The sequence below is a fragment of the Devosia sp. FJ2-5-3 genome (assembly GCF_029201545.1).
GTDB lineage: Bacteria > Pseudomonadota > Alphaproteobacteria > Rhizobiales > Devosiaceae > Devosia.
This window is the reverse complement of the sequence record NZ_CP104007.1, coordinates 1,121,889-1,143,156: the sequence shown is the minus strand read 5'-3', so window position 1 is coordinate 1,143,156 and position 21,268 is coordinate 1,121,889. Positions and strand designations below refer to the sequence as shown.

Annotated in this window: 26 protein-coding genes; 17 read left to right on the top strand and 9 right to left on the bottom strand. The window is 61.5% G+C overall.

Annotated features, from left to right (window positions below; translation table 11 throughout):
• Positions 1-95 precede the first annotated feature (95 nt).
• The 9 genes from N0P34_RS05470 (at position 96) to N0P34_RS05430 (ending at position 8,174) form a co-directional block, all read left to right on the top strand.
• A complete protein-coding gene (locus N0P34_RS05470; RefSeq protein ID WP_275606004.1) occupies positions 96-968 on the top strand; it encodes a sugar ABC transporter permease in 873 nt (290 codons plus the stop codon).
• A gap of 172 nt (positions 969-1,140) precedes the next feature.
• Positions 1,141-1,971: a carbohydrate ABC transporter permease gene (locus tag N0P34_RS05465; RefSeq protein ID WP_275606003.1), complete on the top strand. Its 831-nt coding sequence runs from the start codon at positions 1,141-1,143 to the stop codon at positions 1,969-1,971.
• 248 nt (positions 1,972-2,219) lie between these two features.
• The gene (locus N0P34_RS05460) at positions 2,220-3,224 is read left to right on the top strand and encodes an ABC transporter ATP-binding protein (RefSeq protein ID WP_275606002.1); all 1,005 of its coding nucleotides are present in this window, start codon (positions 2,220-2,222) and stop codon (positions 3,222-3,224) included.
• A 299-nt stretch (positions 3,225-3,523) separates the two neighbouring features.
• Complete coding sequence (locus N0P34_RS05455; protein ID WP_275606001.1) at positions 3,524-4,999, top strand: mannitol dehydrogenase family protein; 1,476 nt, start codon at positions 3,524-3,526, stop codon at positions 4,997-4,999.
• A gap of 59 nt (positions 5,000-5,058) precedes the next feature.
• A complete protein-coding gene (locus N0P34_RS05450; protein WP_275606000.1) occupies positions 5,059-6,645 on the top strand; it encodes an FGGY-family carbohydrate kinase in 1,587 nt (528 codons plus the stop codon).
• 154 nt (positions 6,646-6,799) lie between these two features.
• Complete coding sequence (locus N0P34_RS05445; RefSeq protein ID WP_275605999.1) at positions 6,800-6,967, top strand: hypothetical protein; 168 nt, start codon at positions 6,800-6,802, stop codon at positions 6,965-6,967.
• Between the two features lie 50 nt (positions 6,968-7,017).
• Positions 7,018-7,176, top strand: a complete 159-nt coding sequence (locus N0P34_RS05440) for a DUF3309 family protein (protein ID WP_082092705.1) — start codon at positions 7,018-7,020, stop codon at positions 7,174-7,176.
• 198 nt (positions 7,177-7,374) lie between these two features.
• Positions 7,375-7,752, top strand: a complete 378-nt coding sequence (locus N0P34_RS05435) for a DNA gyrase subunit B (protein ID WP_275605998.1) — start codon at positions 7,375-7,377, stop codon at positions 7,750-7,752.
• Between the two features lie 2 nt (positions 7,753-7,754).
• Positions 7,755-8,174 carry a hypothetical protein gene (locus N0P34_RS05430; protein ID WP_275605997.1) on the top strand — a complete coding sequence of 140 codons (420 nt, stop codon included), beginning with the start codon at positions 7,755-7,757 and terminating at the stop codon, positions 8,172-8,174.
• Between the two features lie 18 nt (positions 8,175-8,192).
• Here the strand turns inward: N0P34_RS05430 and N0P34_RS05425 are convergent, their stop codons facing one another.
• The 4 genes from N0P34_RS05425 to N0P34_RS05410 all read right to left on the bottom strand — a co-directional run bounded on the left by N0P34_RS05425 (position 8,193) and on the right by N0P34_RS05410 (position 11,559).
• Entirely contained in the window at positions 8,193-9,107 is a 915-nt protein-coding gene (locus N0P34_RS05425; protein WP_275605996.1) for a diacylglycerol kinase family protein, read from the bottom strand.
• Positions 9,107-10,510 (bottom strand): CHASE3 domain-containing protein, encoded by a 1,404-nt coding sequence (locus N0P34_RS05420; protein WP_275605995.1) that lies wholly within the window; start codon positions 10,508-10,510, stop codon positions 9,107-9,109. The genes N0P34_RS05425 and N0P34_RS05420 overlap by 1 nt, the downstream gene beginning before the upstream one ends.
• Before the next feature lie 286 nt (positions 10,511-10,796).
• Complete coding sequence (locus N0P34_RS05415) at positions 10,797-11,351, bottom strand: RNA polymerase sigma factor (RefSeq protein ID WP_275605994.1); 555 nt, start codon at positions 11,349-11,351, stop codon at positions 10,797-10,799.
• Between the two features lie 4 nt (positions 11,352-11,355).
• On the bottom strand, positions 11,356-11,559 hold the full coding sequence (locus tag N0P34_RS05410) for a NepR family anti-sigma factor (protein ID WP_345774451.1): 204 nt from the start codon (positions 11,557-11,559) through the stop codon (positions 11,356-11,358).
• 170 nt (positions 11,560-11,729) lie between these two features.
• Between N0P34_RS05410 and N0P34_RS05405 the strand changes: the two genes are divergently transcribed.
• Both N0P34_RS05405 and N0P34_RS05400 read left to right on the top strand, forming a co-directional pair.
• The gene (locus tag N0P34_RS05405; protein WP_275605993.1) at positions 11,730-12,524 is read left to right on the top strand and encodes a response regulator; all 795 of its coding nucleotides are present in this window, start codon (positions 11,730-11,732) and stop codon (positions 12,522-12,524) included.
• A gap of 112 nt (positions 12,525-12,636) precedes the next feature.
• Entirely contained in the window at positions 12,637-12,801 is a 165-nt protein-coding gene (locus N0P34_RS05400) for a DUF1328 domain-containing protein (protein WP_275605992.1), read from the top strand.
• Positions 12,802-12,850: 49 nt separating this feature from the next.
• On the opposite strand, the gene N0P34_RS05395 is transcribed toward N0P34_RS05400, so the two are convergent.
• A complete protein-coding gene (locus tag N0P34_RS05395; RefSeq protein ID WP_275605991.1) occupies positions 12,851-13,642 on the bottom strand; it encodes a YdcF family protein in 792 nt (263 codons plus the stop codon).
• A 192-nt stretch (positions 13,643-13,834) separates the two neighbouring features.
• Between N0P34_RS05395 and N0P34_RS05390 the strand changes: the two genes are divergently transcribed.
• The 6 genes from N0P34_RS05390 to N0P34_RS05365 all read left to right on the top strand — a co-directional run bounded on the left by N0P34_RS05390 (position 13,835) and on the right by N0P34_RS05365 (position 18,548).
• Complete coding sequence (locus N0P34_RS05390) at positions 13,835-14,632, top strand: amino acid ABC transporter ATP-binding protein (RefSeq protein WP_275605990.1); 798 nt, start codon at positions 13,835-13,837, stop codon at positions 14,630-14,632.
• Between the two features lie 67 nt (positions 14,633-14,699).
• Positions 14,700-15,452: a transporter substrate-binding domain-containing protein gene (locus N0P34_RS05385; protein WP_275605989.1), complete on the top strand. Its 753-nt coding sequence runs from the start codon at positions 14,700-14,702 to the stop codon at positions 15,450-15,452.
• Positions 15,453-15,548: 96 nt separating this feature from the next.
• Complete coding sequence (locus tag N0P34_RS05380) at positions 15,549-16,361, top strand: ABC transporter permease subunit (protein WP_275605988.1); 813 nt, start codon at positions 15,549-15,551, stop codon at positions 16,359-16,361.
• On the top strand, positions 16,361-17,095 hold the full coding sequence (locus tag N0P34_RS05375; protein WP_275605987.1) for an ABC transporter permease subunit: 735 nt from the start codon (positions 16,361-16,363) through the stop codon (positions 17,093-17,095). Before N0P34_RS05380 ends, N0P34_RS05375 begins: the two co-directional genes overlap by 1 nt.
• Positions 17,096-17,107: 12 nt before the next feature.
• A complete protein-coding gene (locus N0P34_RS05370; RefSeq protein WP_275605986.1) occupies positions 17,108-17,395 on the top strand; it encodes an MTH1187 family thiamine-binding protein in 288 nt (95 codons plus the stop codon).
• 10 nt (positions 17,396-17,405) lie between these two features.
• On the top strand, positions 17,406-18,548 hold the full coding sequence (locus N0P34_RS05365; RefSeq protein ID WP_275605985.1) for a succinylglutamate desuccinylase/aspartoacylase family protein: 1,143 nt from the start codon (positions 17,406-17,408) through the stop codon (positions 18,546-18,548).
• 44 nt (positions 18,549-18,592) lie between these two features.
• Here N0P34_RS05365 and uxuA read toward each other — a convergent pair whose 3' ends face one another.
• The 4 genes from uxuA to N0P34_RS05345 all read right to left on the bottom strand — a co-directional run bounded on the left by uxuA (position 18,593) and on the right by N0P34_RS05345 (position 21,268).
• Entirely contained in the window at positions 18,593-19,804 is a 1,212-nt protein-coding gene (gene uxuA, locus N0P34_RS05360) for a mannonate dehydratase (RefSeq protein ID WP_275605984.1), read from the bottom strand.
• A gap of 58 nt (positions 19,805-19,862) precedes the next feature.
• On the bottom strand, positions 19,863-20,210 hold the full coding sequence (locus tag N0P34_RS05355) for a DUF4326 domain-containing protein (RefSeq protein ID WP_275605983.1): 348 nt from the start codon (positions 20,208-20,210) through the stop codon (positions 19,863-19,865).
• Positions 20,207-20,824, bottom strand: coding sequence for a trimeric intracellular cation channel family protein (locus N0P34_RS05350; RefSeq protein WP_275605982.1), 618 nt, complete (start codon positions 20,822-20,824; stop codon positions 20,207-20,209). The genes N0P34_RS05355 and N0P34_RS05350 overlap by 4 nt, the downstream gene beginning before the upstream one ends.
• A 108-nt stretch (positions 20,825-20,932) precedes the next feature.
• On the bottom strand, positions 20,933-21,268 hold the full coding sequence (locus N0P34_RS05345; RefSeq protein WP_275605981.1) for a cupin domain-containing protein: 336 nt from the start codon (positions 21,266-21,268) through the stop codon (positions 20,933-20,935).

The window sequence follows — 21,268 nt, the reverse complement described above, 5'->3', positions numbered from 1 at the left end:
GGAACACATTGCGTCCAGCACTCGATCCAATCCCCTCGCCCCTCCGGGGAGAGGGTTAGGGTGAGGGGCTTCCTTCTCGAGGGAAAGCGTAGGAAATGGCCACCAGACAGACCCGCACCCTTGCCCGCACGATGATGGCCCCGGCTGTCTTCGTGCTCTTTATCTGGATGATCGTGCCACTGGTAATGACCGTGTGGTTCTCCTTCCAGAACTACAGCCTCATCAACCCGATGATGACCGGCTTTGCCGGCTGGGCGAACTACGCCTATGTCATCGGCGACCCCAGCTTCACCCAGGCCCTGGTCAACACCCTCATCCTCGTCGGTGGCGTCCTCCTCATCACCATTGTCGGCGGCACGCTCCTCGCCCTCCTCCTCGATCAGCCGATCTGGGGCCAGGGCATTTTGCGCATTCTCGTCATCTCGCCCTTCTTCGTCATGCCGCCCGTCGCCGCGCTGATCTGGAAAAACGGCTTCATGCATCCCGGCTACGGCATGCTCGGCCATCTCTGGAAATTCTTCGGCCTCCAGCCGGTCGACTGGTTCAACCAGTACCCACTCTTTTCCGTCATCGTCATCGTCGCCTGGCAATGGCTGCCCTTTGCGACGCTGATCCTGCTCACCGCCCTGCAATCGCTCTCCGAAGAACAGCGCGAAGCCTCCGAAATGGATGGCGCCAACGCGATCAACCGCTTCCGCTACATCATCCTGCCGCATATGGCGCGGGCGATCACCATCGTCATTCTGATCCAGACCATCTTCCTCCTCGGCATTTTCGCCGAGATCCGCGTCACCACTGGCGGCGGCCCGGGCTATGCCTCCACCAACATCGCCTTCCTCGTCTTCCGCACCGGCATTCTTTCCAATGACATCGGAGCCGGCTCCGCCGGCGGCGTCGTCGCCGTCATCATCGCCAACATCGTCGCCATCTTCCTGATGCGCGCCGTGGGGAAGAACCTCGATGCTTGAGCCTGCGACAGCCCCCCACCCTCATTCCCTCCCCACCAGGGGGAGGGAAGCTTGCCCGGTGCTGGCTTTGATATCGTGCGCACATGTGGCGCAGTCGTCTCCCTCCCCCTTGTGGGGAGGGATCAAGGGTGGGGGTTCTTTCCTCACGCTCAACTTGACGGAGGCACACTGAATGGCCCGCCGCGTCCCCACCAGCACCCGCATCGGCTTCACCCTGCTCGCCTGGGCCGTCGCCCTGCTGCTGTTCTCGCCAATCCTCTGGACCCTTGTCACCGCCTTCAAGACCGAGGCTGAGGCCATTGCCTCGCCACCGACCTTCCTGCCGGAAACTTTTACGCTCGAGAATTTCGCCGCCGTCCAGGCGCGCTCGGACTATATCAAGCACGCCACCAATTCGATCATTGTCTCGGTCGGCTCGACCCTGATCGGCCTCATCATCGCCATCCCTGCTGCCTGGTCCATGGCCTTTGCCCCGACCAAACGCACCAAGGACATCCTGATGTGGATGCTCTCCACCAAGATGATGCCCGCGGTCGGCGTGCTGATCCCGATCTACCTGATCTTCCGCGACCTGCGCCTGCTCGACACGCTGCACGGCCTGACCATCATCATGACGCTGATCAATCTGCCGATCATCATCTGGATGCTCTACACCTATTTCAAGGAAATCCCGGTCGACATCCTCGAAGCCGCCCGCATGGACGGCGCCGAGCTCTGGAACGAGATCGTCCATGTCCTCGTGCCCATGGCCGTCCCCGGCATTGCCTCGACGCTCCTCTTGAACGTCATCCTCGCCTGGAACGAAGCCTTCTGGACCATCACCCTCACCTCGGGGCGCTCCGGCACGCTGACCGCCTTCATCTCCTCGTTCAGCTCGCCCCAGGGCCTCTTCCTCGCCAAGCTCTCCGCCGCCTCCCTCCTCGCCATCGCCCCCATCCTGCTGCTCGGCTGGTTCAGCCAAAAACAACTCGTCCGCGGCCTGACTTTCGGGGCGGTGAAATGATGCGGCGCGATGTCTCAGTCGTCTCCCTCCCCCTCGCGGGGAGGGATCAAGGGTGGGGGGATGAGAGCCACCATAGGGAGGCTCTCGCACCCCCACCCAACCTCCCCCTGGGAGGGGGAGGAGGGGCCCGGTGGCTCTCAAACCTCGCCCCAAACGCGATCAATCCCTCCCCCTGCCAGGGGGACGCTAGGTGGGGGTCTCTTCACCCTGCTCCCCACCTGCAAACTTCCACCGGAGGACTGTAAAAAATGGGCTCCATAACCCTCGAACACGTCAACAAGTCCTTCGGCGAAGTCCAGGTCATCCCGGATATCTCGCTGGCCATAAACGACGGGGAATTCGTCGTCTTTGTCGGGCCCTCCGGTTGCGGCAAGTCCACCCTGCTCCGTCTCATCGCCGGGCTCGAAGACACCACTTCCGGTCGCATCCTGCTCGACGGGCAGGACATGACCGACGCGCCCCCTGCCCGACGCGGCCTCGCCATGGTGTTCCAGTCCTACGCGCTCTACCCCCATATGAGCGTGCGCGACAACATCGCCTTCCCGCTCAAAATGGCCAAGCTTCCCCAGGCCGAGATCGACCGAAAGGTTGAATACGCCGCCAAGACTCTCAATCTAGGCTCCTATCTCGATCGCCGTCCCCGCGCCCTCTCCGGCGGCCAGCGCCAGCGCGTCGCCATCGGCCGCGCCATCGTGCGCGAGCCCAAGGCATTCCTTTTCGACGAACCGCTCTCCAATCTCGACGCGGCGCTGCGCGTCAACATGCGGCTCGAGATCACCGAGCTGCACCAGCAGCTCAAAACCACGATGATCTACGTTACCCATGATCAGGTCGAAGCCATGACCATGGCCGACCGCATCGTCGTGCTCAATGCCGGCAATGTCGAACAGTTCGGCTCCCCGCTGGAACTCTACAAGCGCCCCGCCAACCGCTTCGTCGCCGGCTTCATCGGCAGCCCGAAGATGAATTTCGTCGATGGTCCCGAGGCGGCCAAGCACAGTGCCCATTCCATCGGCGTCCGCCCCGAACACTTCACCATCTCCACGACCCAAGGCGCCGGGCTCTGGCAGGGCACGGTGGCCGTATCCGAACAGCTCGGCTCCGACACCTTCCTCCACGTCAATGTCGATGGCCTCGGGCTCATGACCATCCGCACCGACGGCGACCAGACCTTCGCCCACGGCGACCGCATCGCCCTCACCCCCGACCCCAACCGCATCTACAAATTCGACGCCAATGGGCAGGCGGCCTAGTCCATGACGATCGGGACACAGCATCCGCTCCCCGCATCTCAGGCACAGTTTTGCTTGTTGGAGGCAGGGCTTGCTCGCAAGACGCGGCTGAGCCCCCGGCTTTCCTCGGGCTTGACCCGAGGGCCACTCTGCCAGCCCGTCTCCGACAAATTGCACGCGGATAAGGGCCCTCGGGTCAAGCCCGAGGGCAGCCCCGTGCAAGGGCAGCCACAGGGTCATTGCCGCGAAAGCGGGAGCCTCGGTCTTCTTCGCAAAAAATCAGCCATTCTCGCGACTGCCGTTCCCGGGCCCATCCTGCCATGACCACAAAACTCTCCGCCGCCACCCTGCCCGCCATCACCACGGCCGCCACCCCGGCCTACGACCGGACAACCCTCACCCCCGGCATCGTCCATTTCGGCGTGGGCAATTTCCACCGCGCCCACCAAGCCGTCTATCTCGATGATCTCTTCGCCCTCGGCGAAGACCATGACTGGGCCATCATCGGCGCCGGGGTTCGCGATGCCGACGAGGCCATGCGCCAAAAACTCGAGGCGCAGGATTGGCTCACCACAGTGGTGGAACAGGAAGCGGACACCAGCTCCGCCCGCATCACCGGCGCCATGATCGATTATCTCCGCCCCGGCGACACCGAGGCCATCATCGCCCGCCTCGCCGATCCGGCCACCCGCATCGTTTCCCTCACCATCACCGAGGGCGGTTACTACATCGATCCAGCCAGTCAAAAAGTCGATGTCGATCACCCGGATCTCGTCTGGGACGCCGAACATCTCGATGCCCCGCGCACGGTCTTCGGGCTCATCCTCGCCGGGCTAATGCGCCGGCGGGAGAAGGGCATTATTCCCTTCACGGTCATGAGCTGCGACAACATCCCCGGCAACGGCGATGTGACTCGAAATGCTACCGTTCTGTTAGCAAATAAAGCCCAAATGCTACTCGGCGACTGGGTGCGAAACAACGTCGCCTTCCCCAATGGCATGGTCGATCGCATCACCCCGGCCACCTCTGAGCGCGAGCGAAATCTGCTCAGCGAGAACTTCGGCATCGACGATAATTGGCCGGTTTTCTGCGAGAGCTTCCGCCAATGGGTTCTGGAAGACCATTTCCCCGCCGGCCGCCCGGCTTTGGAGAAGGTCGGCGTGCAGTTCGTGGAGGATGTAAGTCCCTACGAACACATGAAGATCCGCATTCTCAATGGCGGCCACGCCACCATCGCCTATCCCGCCGGGCTGATGGACATTCACTTCGTCCACGAGGCCATGGAGCATCCGCTCATTGCCGCCTTCCTCCGCAAAATCGAGGACGACGAAATCATCCCGGTCGTGCCCCCGGTCCCCGACACAAATCTTCATGATTACAGGGCCTTGTGCGAACGGCGCTTTGCCAATCCCAAGATCGGCGACACCATTCGCCGCCTGGCTCTCGACGGCTCCAACCGCCAGCCGAAATTCATTATCCCCTCGGCGCTGGACCGTGTGAAAATGGGCGCTTCGGTCACTGGCCTGGCGCTCGTCTCCGCCCTCTGGTGCCGCTACTGCTATGGCACCACCGAGAGCGGTACGACTATCGAGCCCAATGACCCCAGTTGGGATCGCCTGACCGCCCAGGCCAAATTGGCCAAAGATAAGCCGGATATCTGGCTTCAAATGACTGATATATATGGCGAATTGGCCAATCTATCCCCCTTCTCCTCCGCCTTCACCCATGCGCTCGAAACCCTCTGGTCCATAGGCACCGAAGCGACCCTGGAGCGATACCTGGCCGACCGGCTCTAGCCCACCCATTAGGCTTGGGCTAAGGTCCGCCCCGGAACGAATGGGAGGGGCGGGCCAAAGTGTCGGAAAGCCTGTTGGCGGGAGTGGACGTGGGGACCGGCAGCGCCCGCGCCGGGATTTTTACCAAGTCCGGTCAGATGCTTGGCCGCGCGGAACACCCCATCGCCCTGCGCCGCACCGGGGCCAACATGGCCGAGCACGACAGCGAGGATATCTGGCGCGCCACCTGCACCGCCCTTCGCCAGGCCATCGCCAATGCGGGCGTAAACCCTTCCGATATCCTCGGAATTGGCTTTGACGCCACCTGTTCCCTCGTCGTCCGCGACAATGAGGGCCAGCAATTGTCCGTCTCCAAGGACGGCGATGATCGTTGGGATACCATAGTCTGGCTCGACCACCGCGCCATTGCCGAGGCGGCCGAATGTACCCGGACGGGCCATCAGGTCCTCGACTATATCGGGGGCGTCATGTCTCCCGAGATGGAAGTCCCTAAGCTCATGTGGCTCAAGCGCAATTTGCCCCAGAGCTGGGCCCGCGCCGGCATCATGCTTGATCTCGCCGACTTCCTTTCCTGGAAGGCAACCGGGTCCCTGGCCCGCTCCCAATGCACCCTCGCCACCAAATGGACCTATGTCGCCCATGAGCAAACCGGCTGGAAACAGGACTTTCTGAGCCAGGTCGGCCTCGAGGACATGGTCGAAAAGGCCGCCCTGCCCGATCACGCCTCGCCCGTCGGCGCCGATCTCGGCCCGCTGACCGCCGAGGCCGCCGCCGAGCTTGGCCTCACCACAAATTGCCGCGTTGGTGCTGGCGTCGTCGACGCCTATGCCGGCGCCCTTGCCGTCCTCGGCCCGCTCTCCACCGACCCCGAGCAGATGGACCGCCACTGCGCGCTCATTGCCGGGACGTCCAGTTGCGTCATGGCAATGTCCCTGCACAATCAGCCTATTAGCGGCATCTGGGGCCCGCACTGGGGCACGATCCTCGATGGCTTCTGGCAGCTCGAAGGCGGCCAGTCGGCCTCCGGTGCCCTGCTCGATCACATCGTCAAATGGCACGGCGCCGGCGGCGAACCCACCGCCGAACGACATCGCGCAATCTGCGCCCGCATCATGGAACTGCGCGAAACCGAAGGCCTCGCCCTCGCCCGTCGCCTCCACGTCCTGCCCGATTTCCACGGCAATCGTTCCCCCCTTGCCGACCCCAATGCCCTCGGCGTCATTTCGGGCCTGACGCTGGACAGCGACTTCGACAGCCTCTGCCGGCTTTACTGGCGCACCTGTGTCGGCATCGCCCTGGGCATCCGCCATATCGTCGAAACGCTCAACGCCTCCGGCTACGCCATCGACACCCTCCATGTCACCGGTGGGCACACGAAAAATCCTTTGCTCATGGAGCTTTATGCAGACGCAACCGGCTGCACCGTCGTCGAGCCGGCAACACCCGATGCCACCCTTCTGGGCATGACCATGGTGGCAGCCTGTGCGGCCGGACTGCACCCCGCCCTCGACAAGGCCTGCGTTGCCATGCAGCAGGGCGGAATTGCCCACCCTGCCAAGCCAGAGGCAGCATCTCAGTTCGACCGGGACTATCGCATTTTCCTCGAAATGTTACGCCAGCGCCAAGCCATTGATGCGATGAGCTAATTCTATCATCGACGTCACGGAGTCCATTTTGGCTCCGCTCGTTCCAACGCCCGGCGGGCGAGTAATGGAACCAAACGCGGCAATCCCCGTTTTTTCTGCCATGCAACCGGAGACGGATGCGGTTCAGAAACCCCGATAGGGGCTGGAGGCAGACATGACACACGCTGAAATCAAATCCATCGAAGACGCAGGCCGTTCAACCATGGTCTGGTCCAACGAGGTCTATGACAGCTCAAACCAGTTTGCCGACATTGCGAGGGCCCTCATACCGGCCCTGCTTATTCTGACTGCCGCCACGGCGCTGCTTCTCGCTCTGCTCTAACGGGTCACGACAGGCGAGACAGAATAAACCAGACGACTTGGAGGGTTTTCATGACACTTGGCACCATACTGATCATCATTCTCATTCTGCTGTTGATCGGCGCACTTCCCAATTGGGGCTATTCGCGCGGCTTCGGCTACTTCCCGTCCGGCATCCTTGGCGTGGTGTTGGTCGTCATTCTGATCTTGGTGCTGATGGGCCGAATTTAGTCACCAACTGATTGGACACCACGGCACCCCTGCACGACGTGTCCTTGCGAGCCGACGGTCGCCCCCCTTTCGGCTTGCCCTGGGCCCCGATGTGCGCACGCATATCGGGGCTCTTCTCACGATCTGCCCCTTTGCCACGCCCGGAACCATGCCACGGTTCAGGCGTTGGTGAGTTTGCAAAACAGGAGCTAGAATTCCATGGCAAATACGCCCGAAATGGCCTCCACCCCGACCAGCGCCGCGCGTAAGGCCGCAGCCAGCGCCACCGGGGCCCTCCAGGAAAAGAACCGCGAGCAGGAGCTCGAAGCCCAGGTCTCGCAATTGCAGGACGACCTCAAGGCGATCACCGAGACCTTGCGCAAGCTCACTGAGGAAAAGGCCGGGGAAGTCAAGGACATCGCCCAGGCAGAGTTCCGCCAGCTCAAGCGGCGCGGCAAGCACATGATCGAGGACGCCCAGGATCAGGCAGTGGAATATGAGGAACAGCTCAAGGACACGATCCGGGAAAAGCCCCTCACCGCAGTGGCCGCAGCCGCCGGCATCGGGTTCGTTCTGGCACTCCTGACCCGGCACTGAGGATGAACCTGCTCGCGCCGCTCGCGGCGCTGCTTGGCTTTGAGGCCGAGAGCATCGCCCGACGAGCCAAGTCGACGGCCGTCGCCTATGGGTTCATCGCCCTGTTTGGTTTGGCCGCTCTGGGCTTTCTGATCGCCGCAGGCTTCATCGCCCTGGCTGAAGCTACAAGTCCATTGGTGGCGAGCCTTATCCTCGCAGGCGTATTTATCCTCCTGGCGCTGGCCGTATATCTCGGCGCCCGGGTCGGCGAGGGACGTCGAAAAAGGGAAGCTGAACAGCGCCGGCATTCCGGAGAAACCGGTGCCTTCCTCACGACGGCTGCCTTGACCGCCCTGCCGGCGCTCAGCAAGTCGCCGCTGCTCTTGCGCTTTGGCATCCCGGCCGCCATCGCCGCCTTCCTGCTCTTGCGCAGCAAGGACTAAACCACAAGAGGGTCAGGCTTACGCCTGGCCCTCGTTATTCCTTGGGAGGATCACGGGCAATGCCCGTCTGTGGAGCACCAGTTCCACCCTCCGATCCAGCTTGACCAATTCGCCATCGATAACCGCAAAAGCATTCCGCTTTTTCTGCGGGAAGCTGAGGGCGATCCGGCGCACCTCGACCTCGCTCACCTGCGGATTGTCGCGCCATCGTCCTCTCAGCACGTCGAAGGCAAGGTTCAACAATTCCGTCGTGCCCACCGGCCCAGCCAGATAGACGCCGAGGAGCCCGGTATCGAGCCGCTCCGCAACCGGTATCGTCCCATTATTGAGTGGATTATTTGAAACCGCCACGCCGCTGACGGTACGTGTGATCTTCTGCCCGCCGCTCTCGAGTTCGACCTCGAAGCGCGGAGGATTGACAGCCGCGGCAGCGATAGCCCGAAGGCTCGCCAGCATCTTTCCGGTGCGGCTCCCGTAACTCATGCCTTCGCGGATCCGAACCAGACGGGCGTGTATCCCCACCCCGAACTGATGCACGAACGGGCGTCCATTGGCGGTGGCAATATCGACACGGTCGACGCTGCCCTGCGCGATCGCCACCATCGCCTCTTCCAAATCCAGCGGCAGGTGCAGGGCACGCGCGAAGAGGTTCATCGTACCAGCCGGCAGCACGGCCAGCGGCTTGCCGCTTTGGAAGGATATGGCGGCGGCCGAAGAAATCGTACCGTCCCCACCGCCGGCCAGGGTGGCGTCCACCTGGGGATTTTCGGCGGCGGCGCGCAAAGCGGCCTCGACCTCCTGACCGCCAACGATATGAACCTCGAGTTCATGCCCGCTGGCCGCAAAAATCTCTGCCCCACGGCTGGCCAGCGATCCCAAGTCCAATGTGCGCAACGTACCGCCATCGCGGTTCAGGATGGCAGCTATCCGCACTATTCGGCCTCGTGTTGAGCGGCCATGGGCCGGTTGAGATGAGGAAGGGGAATGGTGATGGTCAGCCCCCCACCTGACGTCGTCGAAAAGACCGGCTTGCCGCCAAATTGCCCCGACAATTGCTGGATGATCACCGACCCCATCCCGCCCTCGCCCGCATCCGGAGGCAGGCCAACACCGTTATCCGAAATGGAGAGGGTCGGCACCTCGTCGACCCGCGCCAGGGCAACGACGATCGTGCCGCTCTTGCCATCCGGGAAGGCATGCTTGAGAGCATTCGTCACAAGTTCGCTCACCAGTATGCCAATTGTCGTGGCATCACGGGCACCCACCTCGATGTCCTCGATTTCGGATTTGACCTCTATGTGCCCAGACATCGTCTGGGTGTTCATGATGTCTTCTAACACCGAGTTGAGAAACTCATTGGCGGCAGTGGATTCGAGATCATCGCCCAGACGCAACCTGCGATGGGCGGACGCCACGGCATGAACCCGCAATCGTGCGGCTTCCAGCGCATCCTTCACTTCCTCCGATCGGGTGCGCATCAATTGAAGGGCCAGGAGCGACGAAACCGTCGCCAGAGAATTGCCAATTCGGTGATTGGCGTCCTGCAACAATGCCTCGACGCGATGGCGCTCGCGCTCGGCGTGCGCCCTCGCCTCCTCGATGGCCCGCGTTCGCTCGGCGACTTCTGCTTCGAGGGCTTCGTTTTGCGTCACAAGGCCACGATGCCTCTGGGCCAGTGCGCTGACCTGCCGCTGCGTACGGCTCAGAAGGGCATAAGCCAATATGGCCGCGGCACAGAGAGCCGCAATCAGAACGGCAGCAAGAAAGATGCGGCTGCGGTCGATATTGGCGTTCCGCTCGGCCAGCTTCTGGTTTTCTTCGCCGATGAAGGTATTGAGGGTATCTCGCACCTCCATCATTAAGCGCGCACCCCGGCCGGTTTCGGTGAGGCTTTGGGCCTCGGCGTCACGCTGGAGGGAGACCAGCTCAACCGCCCGCGCCATTTCGACCAATTTGCCCTGGATATCGCCGATGATGCCATCGACGCGTCGGGTCTGAGCGGGATCGTCCGCTGTCATCTCGAGCAGCGCCTCGACCTGCGCCTCGATGCTGCCCACCGCTGCATCATAAGGCTCGAGAAACAAGCGATCACGGGTCAGCAAATAGCCGCGTTGATTGGCCTCGGCTTCCCCCAGCGCGATGATCAATTCGCTCGCCTGCTGGCGAACGGCATAGGTCCGGGTGATATCGGTGAGCTGCTGACTGATCCCCTGAATGAGGACCAGGGAAATGAGGCCGGCCAGAATGACGAGCGCCAGCGAAACCCAGACGGCCAGGCGTCGTAGACTGATGCGCCCCCATTTCGGAATGGCTATTTCCGCCGACTTTTCGTTCACCGTGCCCACCCAAGCCCTCTGCTTCCCACGAAAGTGAGGCAAGCCATGCCGGTGCCCAATGCTAATGCCCTGCGGCAATGGCAGCAATGAGGCCGGTCATATATCGACCTCCCGACATTTTTCTATTCGCACCGGCCACTTGGCCGCAACAAGGGCACGGGCAAGGCAGCACAACGCTGCGCTCCTACACGATATTATCCAGCCCTCGGAATCAATCAGCAGGCATGCTTAAAGCCTCGGCGCACACGCCGAGGCTTCGTATTCGCATTCCCGGCCGCTGCGCCGGTTAGAAAGAGTGGTTTGTGGTGGTAACCTGAGCAGAGACCGCATCCGGACCGTAGTCGGATTCTCCACTGACCTTGAGCATGTCTTGGAGACGCGACCGCGCCCGGCTGACGCGGCTCTTCATGGTGCCGACCGCGCAATCGCAGATATCGGCAGCCTCTTCGTAGGAGAATCCCGAAGCCCCGATCAGGATGATTGCTTCGCGCTGATCGTCCGGGAGTTGCGACAGCGCCTTTTTGAAATCTTCCATGTCCATCGATCCATATTGGGACGGATGAACCGAAAGGCGTTCGGTGAACGCACCATCGCTGTCCTGAATCTCGCGACCACGCTTGCGCATCTGGCTGTAAAATTCATTGCGAAGGATGGTGAAGAGCCAGGCCTTGATATTGGTGCCCATTTCGAAGCTGGTCTGCTTAGCCCAGGCTTTCATAACGGTGTCTTGCACCAGATCATCTGCCTTGTCGTGCTTGCCGGTAAGTGAAACGGCAAATGCGCGCAAGCTTGGCAGAGTTGCTAGCATTTCGCGCTTGAATGACGTCTGTTCAGTCGCCATCCGACTATTCCCCTTCCTGAGCAGGAAGCTTGGAGCTTTGAGCCTGCTCGGCATTATCGAGCTTCTCCAGCAGGTCGAGCAGCTGGTCTGGCACGCCTTCGTCCTGGATAGCGCCATAGAGGGCACGCAGCCTTGAGCCGATGTCGGAATTGACACCAAGCCCGTCATCTGCACGCCCTGCCAGCGTCCGCATGCGTTGCTGGTTCACAGAGGTTTCCTTCTTCATCCGATCTGACCGATCAATACGGGTTATTGCCGCTTGTTAGCTTAAATGCCCGGTAACGAAAAAAGTTCCTGCCATCTGGAACTTTTCCGATCTTGGGTAGTTAATCGGTTTCGTGAATTCACGAATACAAGCGTCACCGGGAGTTCTATTCCATGTCATTGTCCACGCGGATCGCTCCGCACCTGCCCTATCTGCGGCGTTTTTCCCGTGCCGTCACGGGATCGCAGACCTCAGGCGATGCCTATGTGGCCGCCACCTTGGAAGCTCTCATTGCCGACATATCGCTTTTTCCTGAAGCGTCCAGTGACCGCATTTCCCTCTACAAGCTGTTCTCGGCTCTGTTTTCATCCTCCGCCGTGACCGTGCCCGAGCCGATCTCCACTTATGCCTGGGAACAGCGCGCTGCTGCCAATCTCGCCAACCTTGCACCGCGTCAACGCCAGGCCTTTCTTTTGGTTGCGGTTGAAGGTTTCACCCGTGCGCAGGCGGCCGAAATATTGTCCGTAAACGATGCTGAATTCGTGCAATTGCTTGACGAGGCGTCGAGCGACATCTCGCGTCAGGTCGCCACTGAAATCATGATCATCGAAGATGAGCCGCTCATCGCGATGGACATTGAGCAGATGGTCGAAAGCCTCGGCCACAAGGTGGTATCTGTGGCACGCACGCACAAGGAAGCGGTCAATCTCTTCCACCAGACCAAGCCACGTATGATCCTGGCCGATATTCAGCTGGCGGACGGAAGTTCGGGCATCGATGCGGTGAACGACATTCTCAATTCCCATTCGGTGCCGGTGATTTTCATCACTGCATTCCCCGAGCGCCTGCTGACCGGCGAGCGTCCCGAGCCGACATTCCTGGTAACCAAGCCTTTCAATCCTGAAATGGTGAAGGCGCTGATCAGCCAGGCCTTGTTCTTCGACGAGGGCTCCCGAGCAGCGGCGTGATCTTTTTCAGCCAATTCTCACAAGGGCCGGTTTTCACCGGCCTTTTTCTTGTCGGCAGGAACCAGCAACAGCACCGGGCGTTGTTCTAGCAAGATAAATCATGGAGCTTCCCATGCTGTACTACGCACTCGTATTTCTCGTCATCGCCCTGATCGCCGGCGTCCTCGGCTTCGGTGGTATTGCTGGCGCTTCTGCAGGTATTGCCCAGGTTCTGTTCTTCCTCTTCCTGGCTTTCCTCGTCATTTCTCTGGTGATCGGCCTGTTCCGTCGCACATGATGAGCAATTGCCGACCTCGATAAGGGCAGTGCCAAGGCACTGCCCTTTTTCATTGGGCTGGCGGCGGCTCCGAAATGCGCCCGGTCCAGCGATAGATGGCCAGGCCGATCCACTCCTTGATCGCGACAGTTGAAACGCTGATGTTCTGAACCGGGTTGGCAATATCGATCCAAAAGCCCATCGGGCCAGGGCTGCGATAGTCCGTTGGCCAGGGGATGACGTCCAAATCCTGCGCCATGAAAAGTCCGATGGCACGCGGCATATGAAAGGCAGACGTAACGAGGAGAATTGCCCCCTCACTATCATCGAGAAATTCGCGCGACAGGGCGACATTCTCATCTGTGTTCCGGGAATCCCCCTCAAGGATCAACCTGTCCTCCGAAATCCCGAAGGCCGCGAAAAAGCGCGCCGCAGTGACCGCTTCGCTTTCGGTTTCACCTGACAGGAGCCCGCTGCCGCCGCTCAGGACGATCTTGGCTTGCGGATATCGCCCGGCCAGCCACAGGGTTGCTGTCAGCCTGTCCCCGGCATCATTGAGTTCGGCCGTCTGCCGCGCAGAACTCGGCCGGGCGAGGGTCGCACCGCCCAACATGACGATCGCCTCGACATCGTCGGGCATCGCTACAGGACGTTCAAATCGGTCCTCCAGCGGCTGGATCAGGATATAGCCCAGATTGGTGAAACCCGTTACGCCCAAGATAAGCGCGGCGAGAGCGAACGCACTTGCTGCCAGACGCCGACGCCTCCACCACAAAAGCGCCAATCCGACGCAGAGCAGCAGCAACAAAAGGCTGAGGGGCTGGACGAGAAGCCAGAACACTTTCGAGGCGATGAAAAACATTGGTCTCCTTTCATGAACGCGTCGCAATGACCGCCTGGCAGACCATTATGCCGGGGACGGAGCGAATGCGTCGGTTTTTGTGCTTGCCATCGGGCCGACATTTGCCTTTGTTTAGCGCGGTGAAGATTGCCAGCCTCTTATAAGGGCAATCGCCGGTCAGGAAGCGCCTGTCGCCAGGCCAGAACAGTAAGCATGTCGCAAGTCGAGCCCGCCAGGTCGGGAAAATCGCCGATCGTTGAGCTGCGCGATCTGCACAAGTCTTTTGGCGATCTGGAAGTCCTCAAGGGCATTTCGTTTTCCGCGGAGGAAGGTCAGGTCATCACTCTGATCGGCTCATCGGGATCGGGCAAGTCGACCCTTTTGCGCTGCATCAACATGCTCGAGATTCCCAATGGCGGTGACGTCATCATCGGTGGTGAAACCATTCGCCTGCGCGGCAATGGGCCATCCCGGCGCATTGATGACGAAGGCCAGATCCGCCGGATCCGGTCCGAACTGGGCATGGTGTTCCAGTCCTTCAATCTCTGGGCCCACATGACCATCCTTGAGAACGTCATGGAAGCCCCGCTCATCGTCCAGAAGCGCCCGCGCGCCGAGGTCGAAGTCGAAGCCCGTGCCATGCTCGATAAGGTGGGTATCGGCAGCAAGGCAGACACCTATCCGTCCCAGCTCTCGGGTGGCCAGCAGCAGCGCGCGGCCATTGCCCGCGCCCTCTGCATCAATCCACGGGTCATGCTGTTCGACGAGCCGACATCGGCGCTGGACCCGGAGTTGGAAGTGGAAGTCCTGCGCGTCATCAAGATCCTGGCCGACGAAGGCCGGACCATGATCCTTGTCACCCATGACATGGAATTCGCGCGCACGGTCTCTGACCGGGTCATTTTCCTGCATCAGGGTCTGATCGAGGAAGAAGGCACGCCAGAGGAAGTTTTTGGCGCGACGCGCTCAGCCCGTCTCAAGCAATTCCTCAACGCCGCCAGCCATTCTTGACGGCAAAGAGAGAGTAGACCCGGCAAACCGGGCGTAAATAACAGGTCAAACCGAACGGAGTACGACTATGAAGAAGATCATGCTGGCGGCGACTGCGATCTTGGCCCTGAGTGGCTCCGCCATGGCGCAGGAAACCGTGCGCATCGCCACTGAAGGTGCTTATGCCCCCTGGAACTTTCTCGATGACAGCGGCGCTCCCGCCGGCTTCGAGATCGAGTTGGGCGCCGCCATCTGCGCCCAGGCAGGTCTGACCTGCGAGTGGATCATCAACGACTGGGATTCCATCATCCCCAATCTTCTCGCCGGCAACTACGATCTCATCATGGCCGGGATGTCGATCACCGACGAGCGTCTGGCAACGATCGATTTCACGCAGAACTATTTCCCGCCCGATCCGTCGCGCTATGTCGCACTGGCCGGCTCGACCCTTGATTTTGCGGCTCTGTCCGGCGCCCGCGTTGGCGTCCAGGGCGGCACGATCCAGGCGAGCTATGCCGACACCAATCTGGGTGCTGCCAACACGATCATCACTTTCGCCACTGCCGACCAGGCAATGGCCGACCTCGCCGCTGGCAACCTCGATACCATCCTGGCGGACGGCGCCTATCTCGAGCCTGTGGTGACGGCCTCCAATGGCGCCATCGAGTTCGTGGGCGAAGACATCCTCATCGGCAATGGGGTTGGCGCTGGCCTGCGCAAGGACGACGCTGAACTCAAGGCCACTCTGGACGCCGCCATCACGGCCCTCAAGAGCGACGGCACTGTCGACACGCTGATCGCCAAGTGGTTCGAGGGTCACGGCCCCTACTTCGCCGACTGATCGGTTGACCCGCCCGCCGCAGGACACGAGTCCTGCGGCGACAATTTTTGCTGGTAACGCTGCATTGCAGGACCGTGCCGGAGCGACTCCCCGTCCATGACAGACGATATAGCCTTCTGGATCGCCTATCTGACCAATGGTAAGCACCTGACCTGGTACGCCAGTTTTCAGTTCACCATCTTTGCTGCCCTATTGGGCGGGGCCCTGGCGGTCGTTTTCGGGCTTACCGGCGCAACCCTTCGAAATTCGCGGTATTTTCCGCTGCGGCTGATCGGCACCACCTATTCGGCGATCGTCCGCGGCGTACCGGACGTCCTGTTCTTCCTGTTCTTCCCTCTGGCCTTAGAGCAGGCGGTCGAATGGTTCATCTCGAGCCAGATCTGTACGCCCGAGTCGATCGCGGCGCAGACCGCGTCTTGGCCACCCTGCCGCGAAGCAAACTGGTTTCTCGGCACGACGGAGTACCTCCTGCTCGCCAGCGTTTCGCTCGGCCTCGTCTACGGCGCCTTTGCCACCAACGTTATTCACGGCGCAATGCGCGCCGTCCCACATGGTCAGCTCGAGGCGGCGCGCGCCTATGGCATGAGTGCCAGCCAGGTGCTCTTGCGCGTCCACATCCGCCAGATGTGGGTCTATGCCCTGCCCGGCCTTTCCAATGTCTGGATGCTGATCATCAAGGCGACCTCGCTGCTTTCGCTCCTGCAGATCGCCGATATCGTGCTCTGGGCCGACCGCCTTGGCGCCCCGAATTTTCTGCCCGCCGTCGGCCTCGTCCATGACGACTGGCGCTGGCGCTATTACCTTGTGCTCTTCGTTTTCTACATCCTCGTCACCTGGCTCTCGGAAAAGGCCTTTGACGCGATCATGCGGCGTGCGGGTCGCGGCATTCTGAGCGAGGCCCGAGGCTGATGCAGGCTTTTCTCGACGATCTCGCGCTCATGGCGCCAGCGGTGCTGTTCAACCTCTATTTCGCCGCGGCCTCCATTCCTGTCGGCTTTGTCCTCGCCATCTTCCTGGCCCTGGGGAAGGCCTCGTCCAACGCGCTGCTCAATCGGCTGTCGCGCGGCTATATCTACGCTTTCCGGGGCTCGCCGCTCTTTATCCAGTTCTTCATGTTCTATTCGCTGGCGCTGTCGCTGAATTTGACGGTCTGGCGTCCTCTGGGCATTTCCGGCTTCGTGCTCCATCCGCTGTTCATGGGCCCGCTGGTTCTGGTGCTGAACACGGCCGCCTATACGGCTGAAATCTTCTATGGGGCCCTTCGCGCCGTGCCGCGGGGCGCCATTGAAGCCGCCCGGGCCTATGGCATGAGCGGCCCGCAACAATTCCGCCGGGTCGTCTGGCCAAACCTCATCCGGCTCGCCTGGCCCGCCTATACCAATGAAGTGGTCTTCCTGTTCCACGCCACCGCCATCGTCTATCTGGCCCTGCCGGTGGTTGGGGGACAGAAGGATTTAATGATCACCGCAAAGGATCTGTTCGAACGCGATTTCAATGCGTTCCTGCATTTCCCCGTGGCCGCGCTCTATTTCCTGTCCGTGTCGCTGGTGGTGTTCTTCGTCTTCGGCCTCATCTACCAGCGCCTGATGCGCCACCTTCCGCAGCCGCCGCGCATCCGGTTTGTGCCGCGCTGGATGCGATAGAGGGAGCACACCATGAAGATCATCGCCGATCTCTGCATCGTCCCCATGGGGGTCGGACCTTCCGTCTCGACCTATATCAGGGAGGTGCGCGACATCCTCGCCACCACCGGCCTTACCTACGAAATGCACGCCAACGGCACCAATATCGAGGGCGAGATGGCCGAGGTCAGCGCGGCCGTCGAAGCGTGCTGCGAGCGCCTGCACGCCATGGGTGTCGAGCGCATCTTCTGCACCATGCATTTCTCGACCCGTACCGACAAACCCCAGACCATGGCCGACAAGCTGGCCCGTCTCGCCTGAAGATAGTTACATGACCTTCCAACAGCACAAGCTCGACTTCCCTGGTGACGCGCCGGGGCAGACCACGACACTCTATTGGTACGAAGTCGGCCCCGCCGACGCGTCCACCAAGGTACATTTGCAGGCCGCCCTCCATGCCGATGAACAGCCTGGCACCATGGCTCTGCACCACCTTCTGCCCATGCTGCGGGACGCTGACGCAAATGGTCAACTTCGGGCGCGCTTCGTGGTCTTCCCCTCGGTGAACCCCATGGGCCTGGCGACCCGCATCCTGCGCCGCCATATCGGCCGCTACGATCTTGGGACCGGGGTCAATTACAACCGCCGCTGGCCCGACCTCTATCCGGCCATTGCCGATGCTGTCTGCGACAAGCTGACCTCGAATGCCGCTGAAAACGTCCGGCTCATCCGTTCTGCAGTCGGCGTCTGGATCGACCAGCAGACGCCGGTCACGGCCCAGCAGAAATTGCGCCTGCACATCCTGAAATCCGCCCATGACGCCGACATCGTCCTCGACCTGCATTGCGACGACGAGAGCCTGATGCATATCTTCACCTCGCCCGAAATGATGCCGGGTCTCCAGGATCTTGCTGATCGCATGCGCGTCGCGGCCACGCTGACGGCCGAGGACAGCGGCGGCGGCTCCTTCGACGAGGTGCTCCCCAATCTTTATCGCAAGGCCCAGCGCGACAATCCGCACGCTGTGGTGCCCATGGCCGTCGAAACGGCGACGCTCGAATACCGTGGCCAGGCCGATACTCATGACGCCATGGGCCGCCTGGATGCCGATGGTCTCTATGGCTTCTTCGCCGGACGCGGCCTGATTGATGCCAACGTGGCCTCGGTCCTGTCGCCTGCCCCGGCCGCCACGCCCTTCGAAGCCACCGAAGTTCTCCGCACGCCCCGCCCTGGCCTCCTCGCCTATCGCGTCAATCTCGGCGACCGGGTTGCAGCCGGGGATATCGTGGCCGAACTGATCGCCATGGATGGTCCCGAGGCCTTCATGGCCCGCACCCCAATTCGGGCGGGAACGAGCGGCTTCATCCTCTCGCGCGCCAGTGCCAAATATGTGCCTGCGGGCGCATCGGTCGCCAAGATCGTCGGCACCGAAATCCTGCCGACGCGCGCCGGCGGATATCTTCTCGAAGACTGACAGCCCAGAGAGAATTGCCCGGCAAGCCGGGCAATTCCTGGCGCCTAAAGGCCGAACGCGGAATGCTCCAGCGCGGTCATGACACCGCGCAATTCGGCAAGGCCCTTCATACGGCCGATCGTAGGGTAGCCCGGCTGCGCACGGCGCCCCAGATCATCGAGTATGTCCTGCCCATGGTCAGGGCGCATGGGAATGATTGCGTCCTTGCGGCCCTCAGCCTTGCGCCGCCGCTCCTCCCGCACGATCGCCGCGATGAGGGCAACCATGTCGGTGTCTCCGGCCAGATGCTCGGCCTCGAAGAACGAACCCATGATCTCCCCACTGTCGCGTTTGACATTGCGCAGATGGAGGAAATGCACTTTTGGCCCAAAGCGCTCCATCATGCCGGGGAGGTCATTGTCCGGACGCGCACCGAGCGAGCCGGAACAGAGCGTCATGCCGTTGGCAGGGCTGTCGACCGCATCGAGGATATATTTGTAGTCCGCTTCGGTCGACATGATCCGCGGCAGGCCAAGCAGCGCGAACGGGGGATCGTCGGGGTGGCAGCAGAGCCGCAGTCCCAGCTTTTCGGCCTCGGGCACGACCTCCTCGAGGAAGTCCAAGAAGTGCCGCCGCAACTGGTCCCGGCTGATATTGCCATATTCGGACAGATGCGACCGCACATCCTCAAGCGACAAGGATTCCGTGGAGCCGGGCAGACCCATGGTGACATTGCGGCTGAGCTGCTTCTTGTCATCTTCGCCCATCGCCGACACGCGGCGTCCCGCTTCATCGGCGATGGCATTGGTGTAGTCGGCGCCGGCGCCGGGACGCTCGAGGATATGGATGTCGAAGGCTGCGAAATCATTGATGTCGAAGCGCATGCACGAGCCGCCATTGGGCACGGTCCAGCGCAGATCGGTGCGCGTCCAATCGAGAACGGGCATGAAATTATAGCAGATCACCTCCATGCCGCTATCGGCGAGATTACGCATGGAAATCTTGTAGTTGGCGATGTGCTCGCGCCAGTCGCCCTTCTGCTTCTTGATGTCCTCGCTGACCGGCAGGCTCTCCACCACATCCCAGGTCAGGCCCGATGGCGTGCCATCTTTGCGCGTGGCAATCTCGGCATAGCGCCTGTCGATCTCTTCCCGGGTCCACACCACCCCATTGGGAATATGGTGCAGGGCACTGACGACACCTTCGGCACCGACCTGAGTGATGTCGTCTATGCTGCAAAGGTCCTTCGGCCCGAACCACCGCCAGGTCTGTCGCAAGTCAGGTCTCCGTTCTTGTATGGTAGCCTCTGGCCATAGCAGGTTTTTCCGTTTGGCCCTAGGTGTTAGCGAGCAAGAGAAGGGTGTCCACATGACAGGGCGAACCCTCTGCGCACCAGCAGGCAAGGTTCTTGCCGGCAAGCGCGGCGCGGATTTCCTCGCGCTGAGGTCGCGGACGATCCGCCTCCAGTTCCCCGGCCAGCCACCGGGCATGACGCGCCACGGCCTCCGCCTGGGCCTCGCGCCGACCAAGGCCGGTTTCCTGCATGACGGCGTCAATGGTGAAGGGGTTGCCCCAAGGACCCGGACGCGCGACAGATTGAGCCGCTAGCCCGTTTAGGGCGCGCGATTTCGCCTGCAGGTCAAACCCCGCCTTGCGCGAAAGCACGATGCGCTCCGGCCTCATTTGCGCATCTCGCGATCAAAGACGAATCGCGGCATTTCCCATTTGAACACCAGCGCCGCCACGCGCAGCGGAAAGCCTACGGCAAGGGCGATCAGCACCACGATGTCCGCAGGCAATCCGGCCAGCAGGCCCAGATAATAGACCACGCCGGTGACGATGGAGACTGTGGCGTAGAGCTCTCCCTGGAACACCAGGGGGATGTCGTTGCACAACACATCTCGCAGGATGCCCCCGACGATCCCGGTGACCATCCCCGCAACGATGACGATGATCGGATGGACACCCGCCTCCATGCCGATATTGCAACCGACGATAGTGAACACCACCAGCCCAAGGGCATCGAGGAGAAGGAAGGGCCAGCGGAGACGATCGACGAGCCTGGCAATGGCCACGGTCAAAAGCGCCGCCCCGCACACCAGGAGCAGCACATAGGGATTGGCCACCCAATAGAGCGGATAGTGCGCGAGAAACATGTCGCGCGTCGTCCCCCCACCCAGCGCGGTGACGCAGGCAATCAGGCACACCCCGAACCAGTCCATGTTCCGCCGGCCAGCCGCCAAGGCAGCCGTCATCGCCTCAGCGGTAATGGCGATATAGAACATGATGCTCAGCATGGAGTGTCCTCAAGCGCGGCAAGGATGGGGGCGCATGCCCCATTCCATCACAGCCTCTGCCCGCAAGCCTACCGATAAGTCCTCTGGCGGCAATTTGTCTGTTGCCAGTTACAGAAAATCGGCTCGGTGCGGGGTAAATGCATCGATCAGCCTACCCTTTTCCAGCGCCACGACGCCGTGTGTGACCCCCGAGGGAACGATGAAGCTACCCCCCTGCCCCACGATCTCCGTCCGGTCGCCGATGGTCACCTCGAAACGCCCTTCGGCAACATAGCTCGCCTGGACATGGGGATGGCTGTGCAGCGCCCCCACGGCGCCTTTTTCAAAGCCAAACTCGACCTGCATCAGTTCAGGCAAGTGGACCAGCACGCGGCGCGTATTGCCGGGCGCCAACTCGATCCAGGCGCTTTCCTCGGCCTGGGCGAAAAGTTTGGGTTCAGTCAT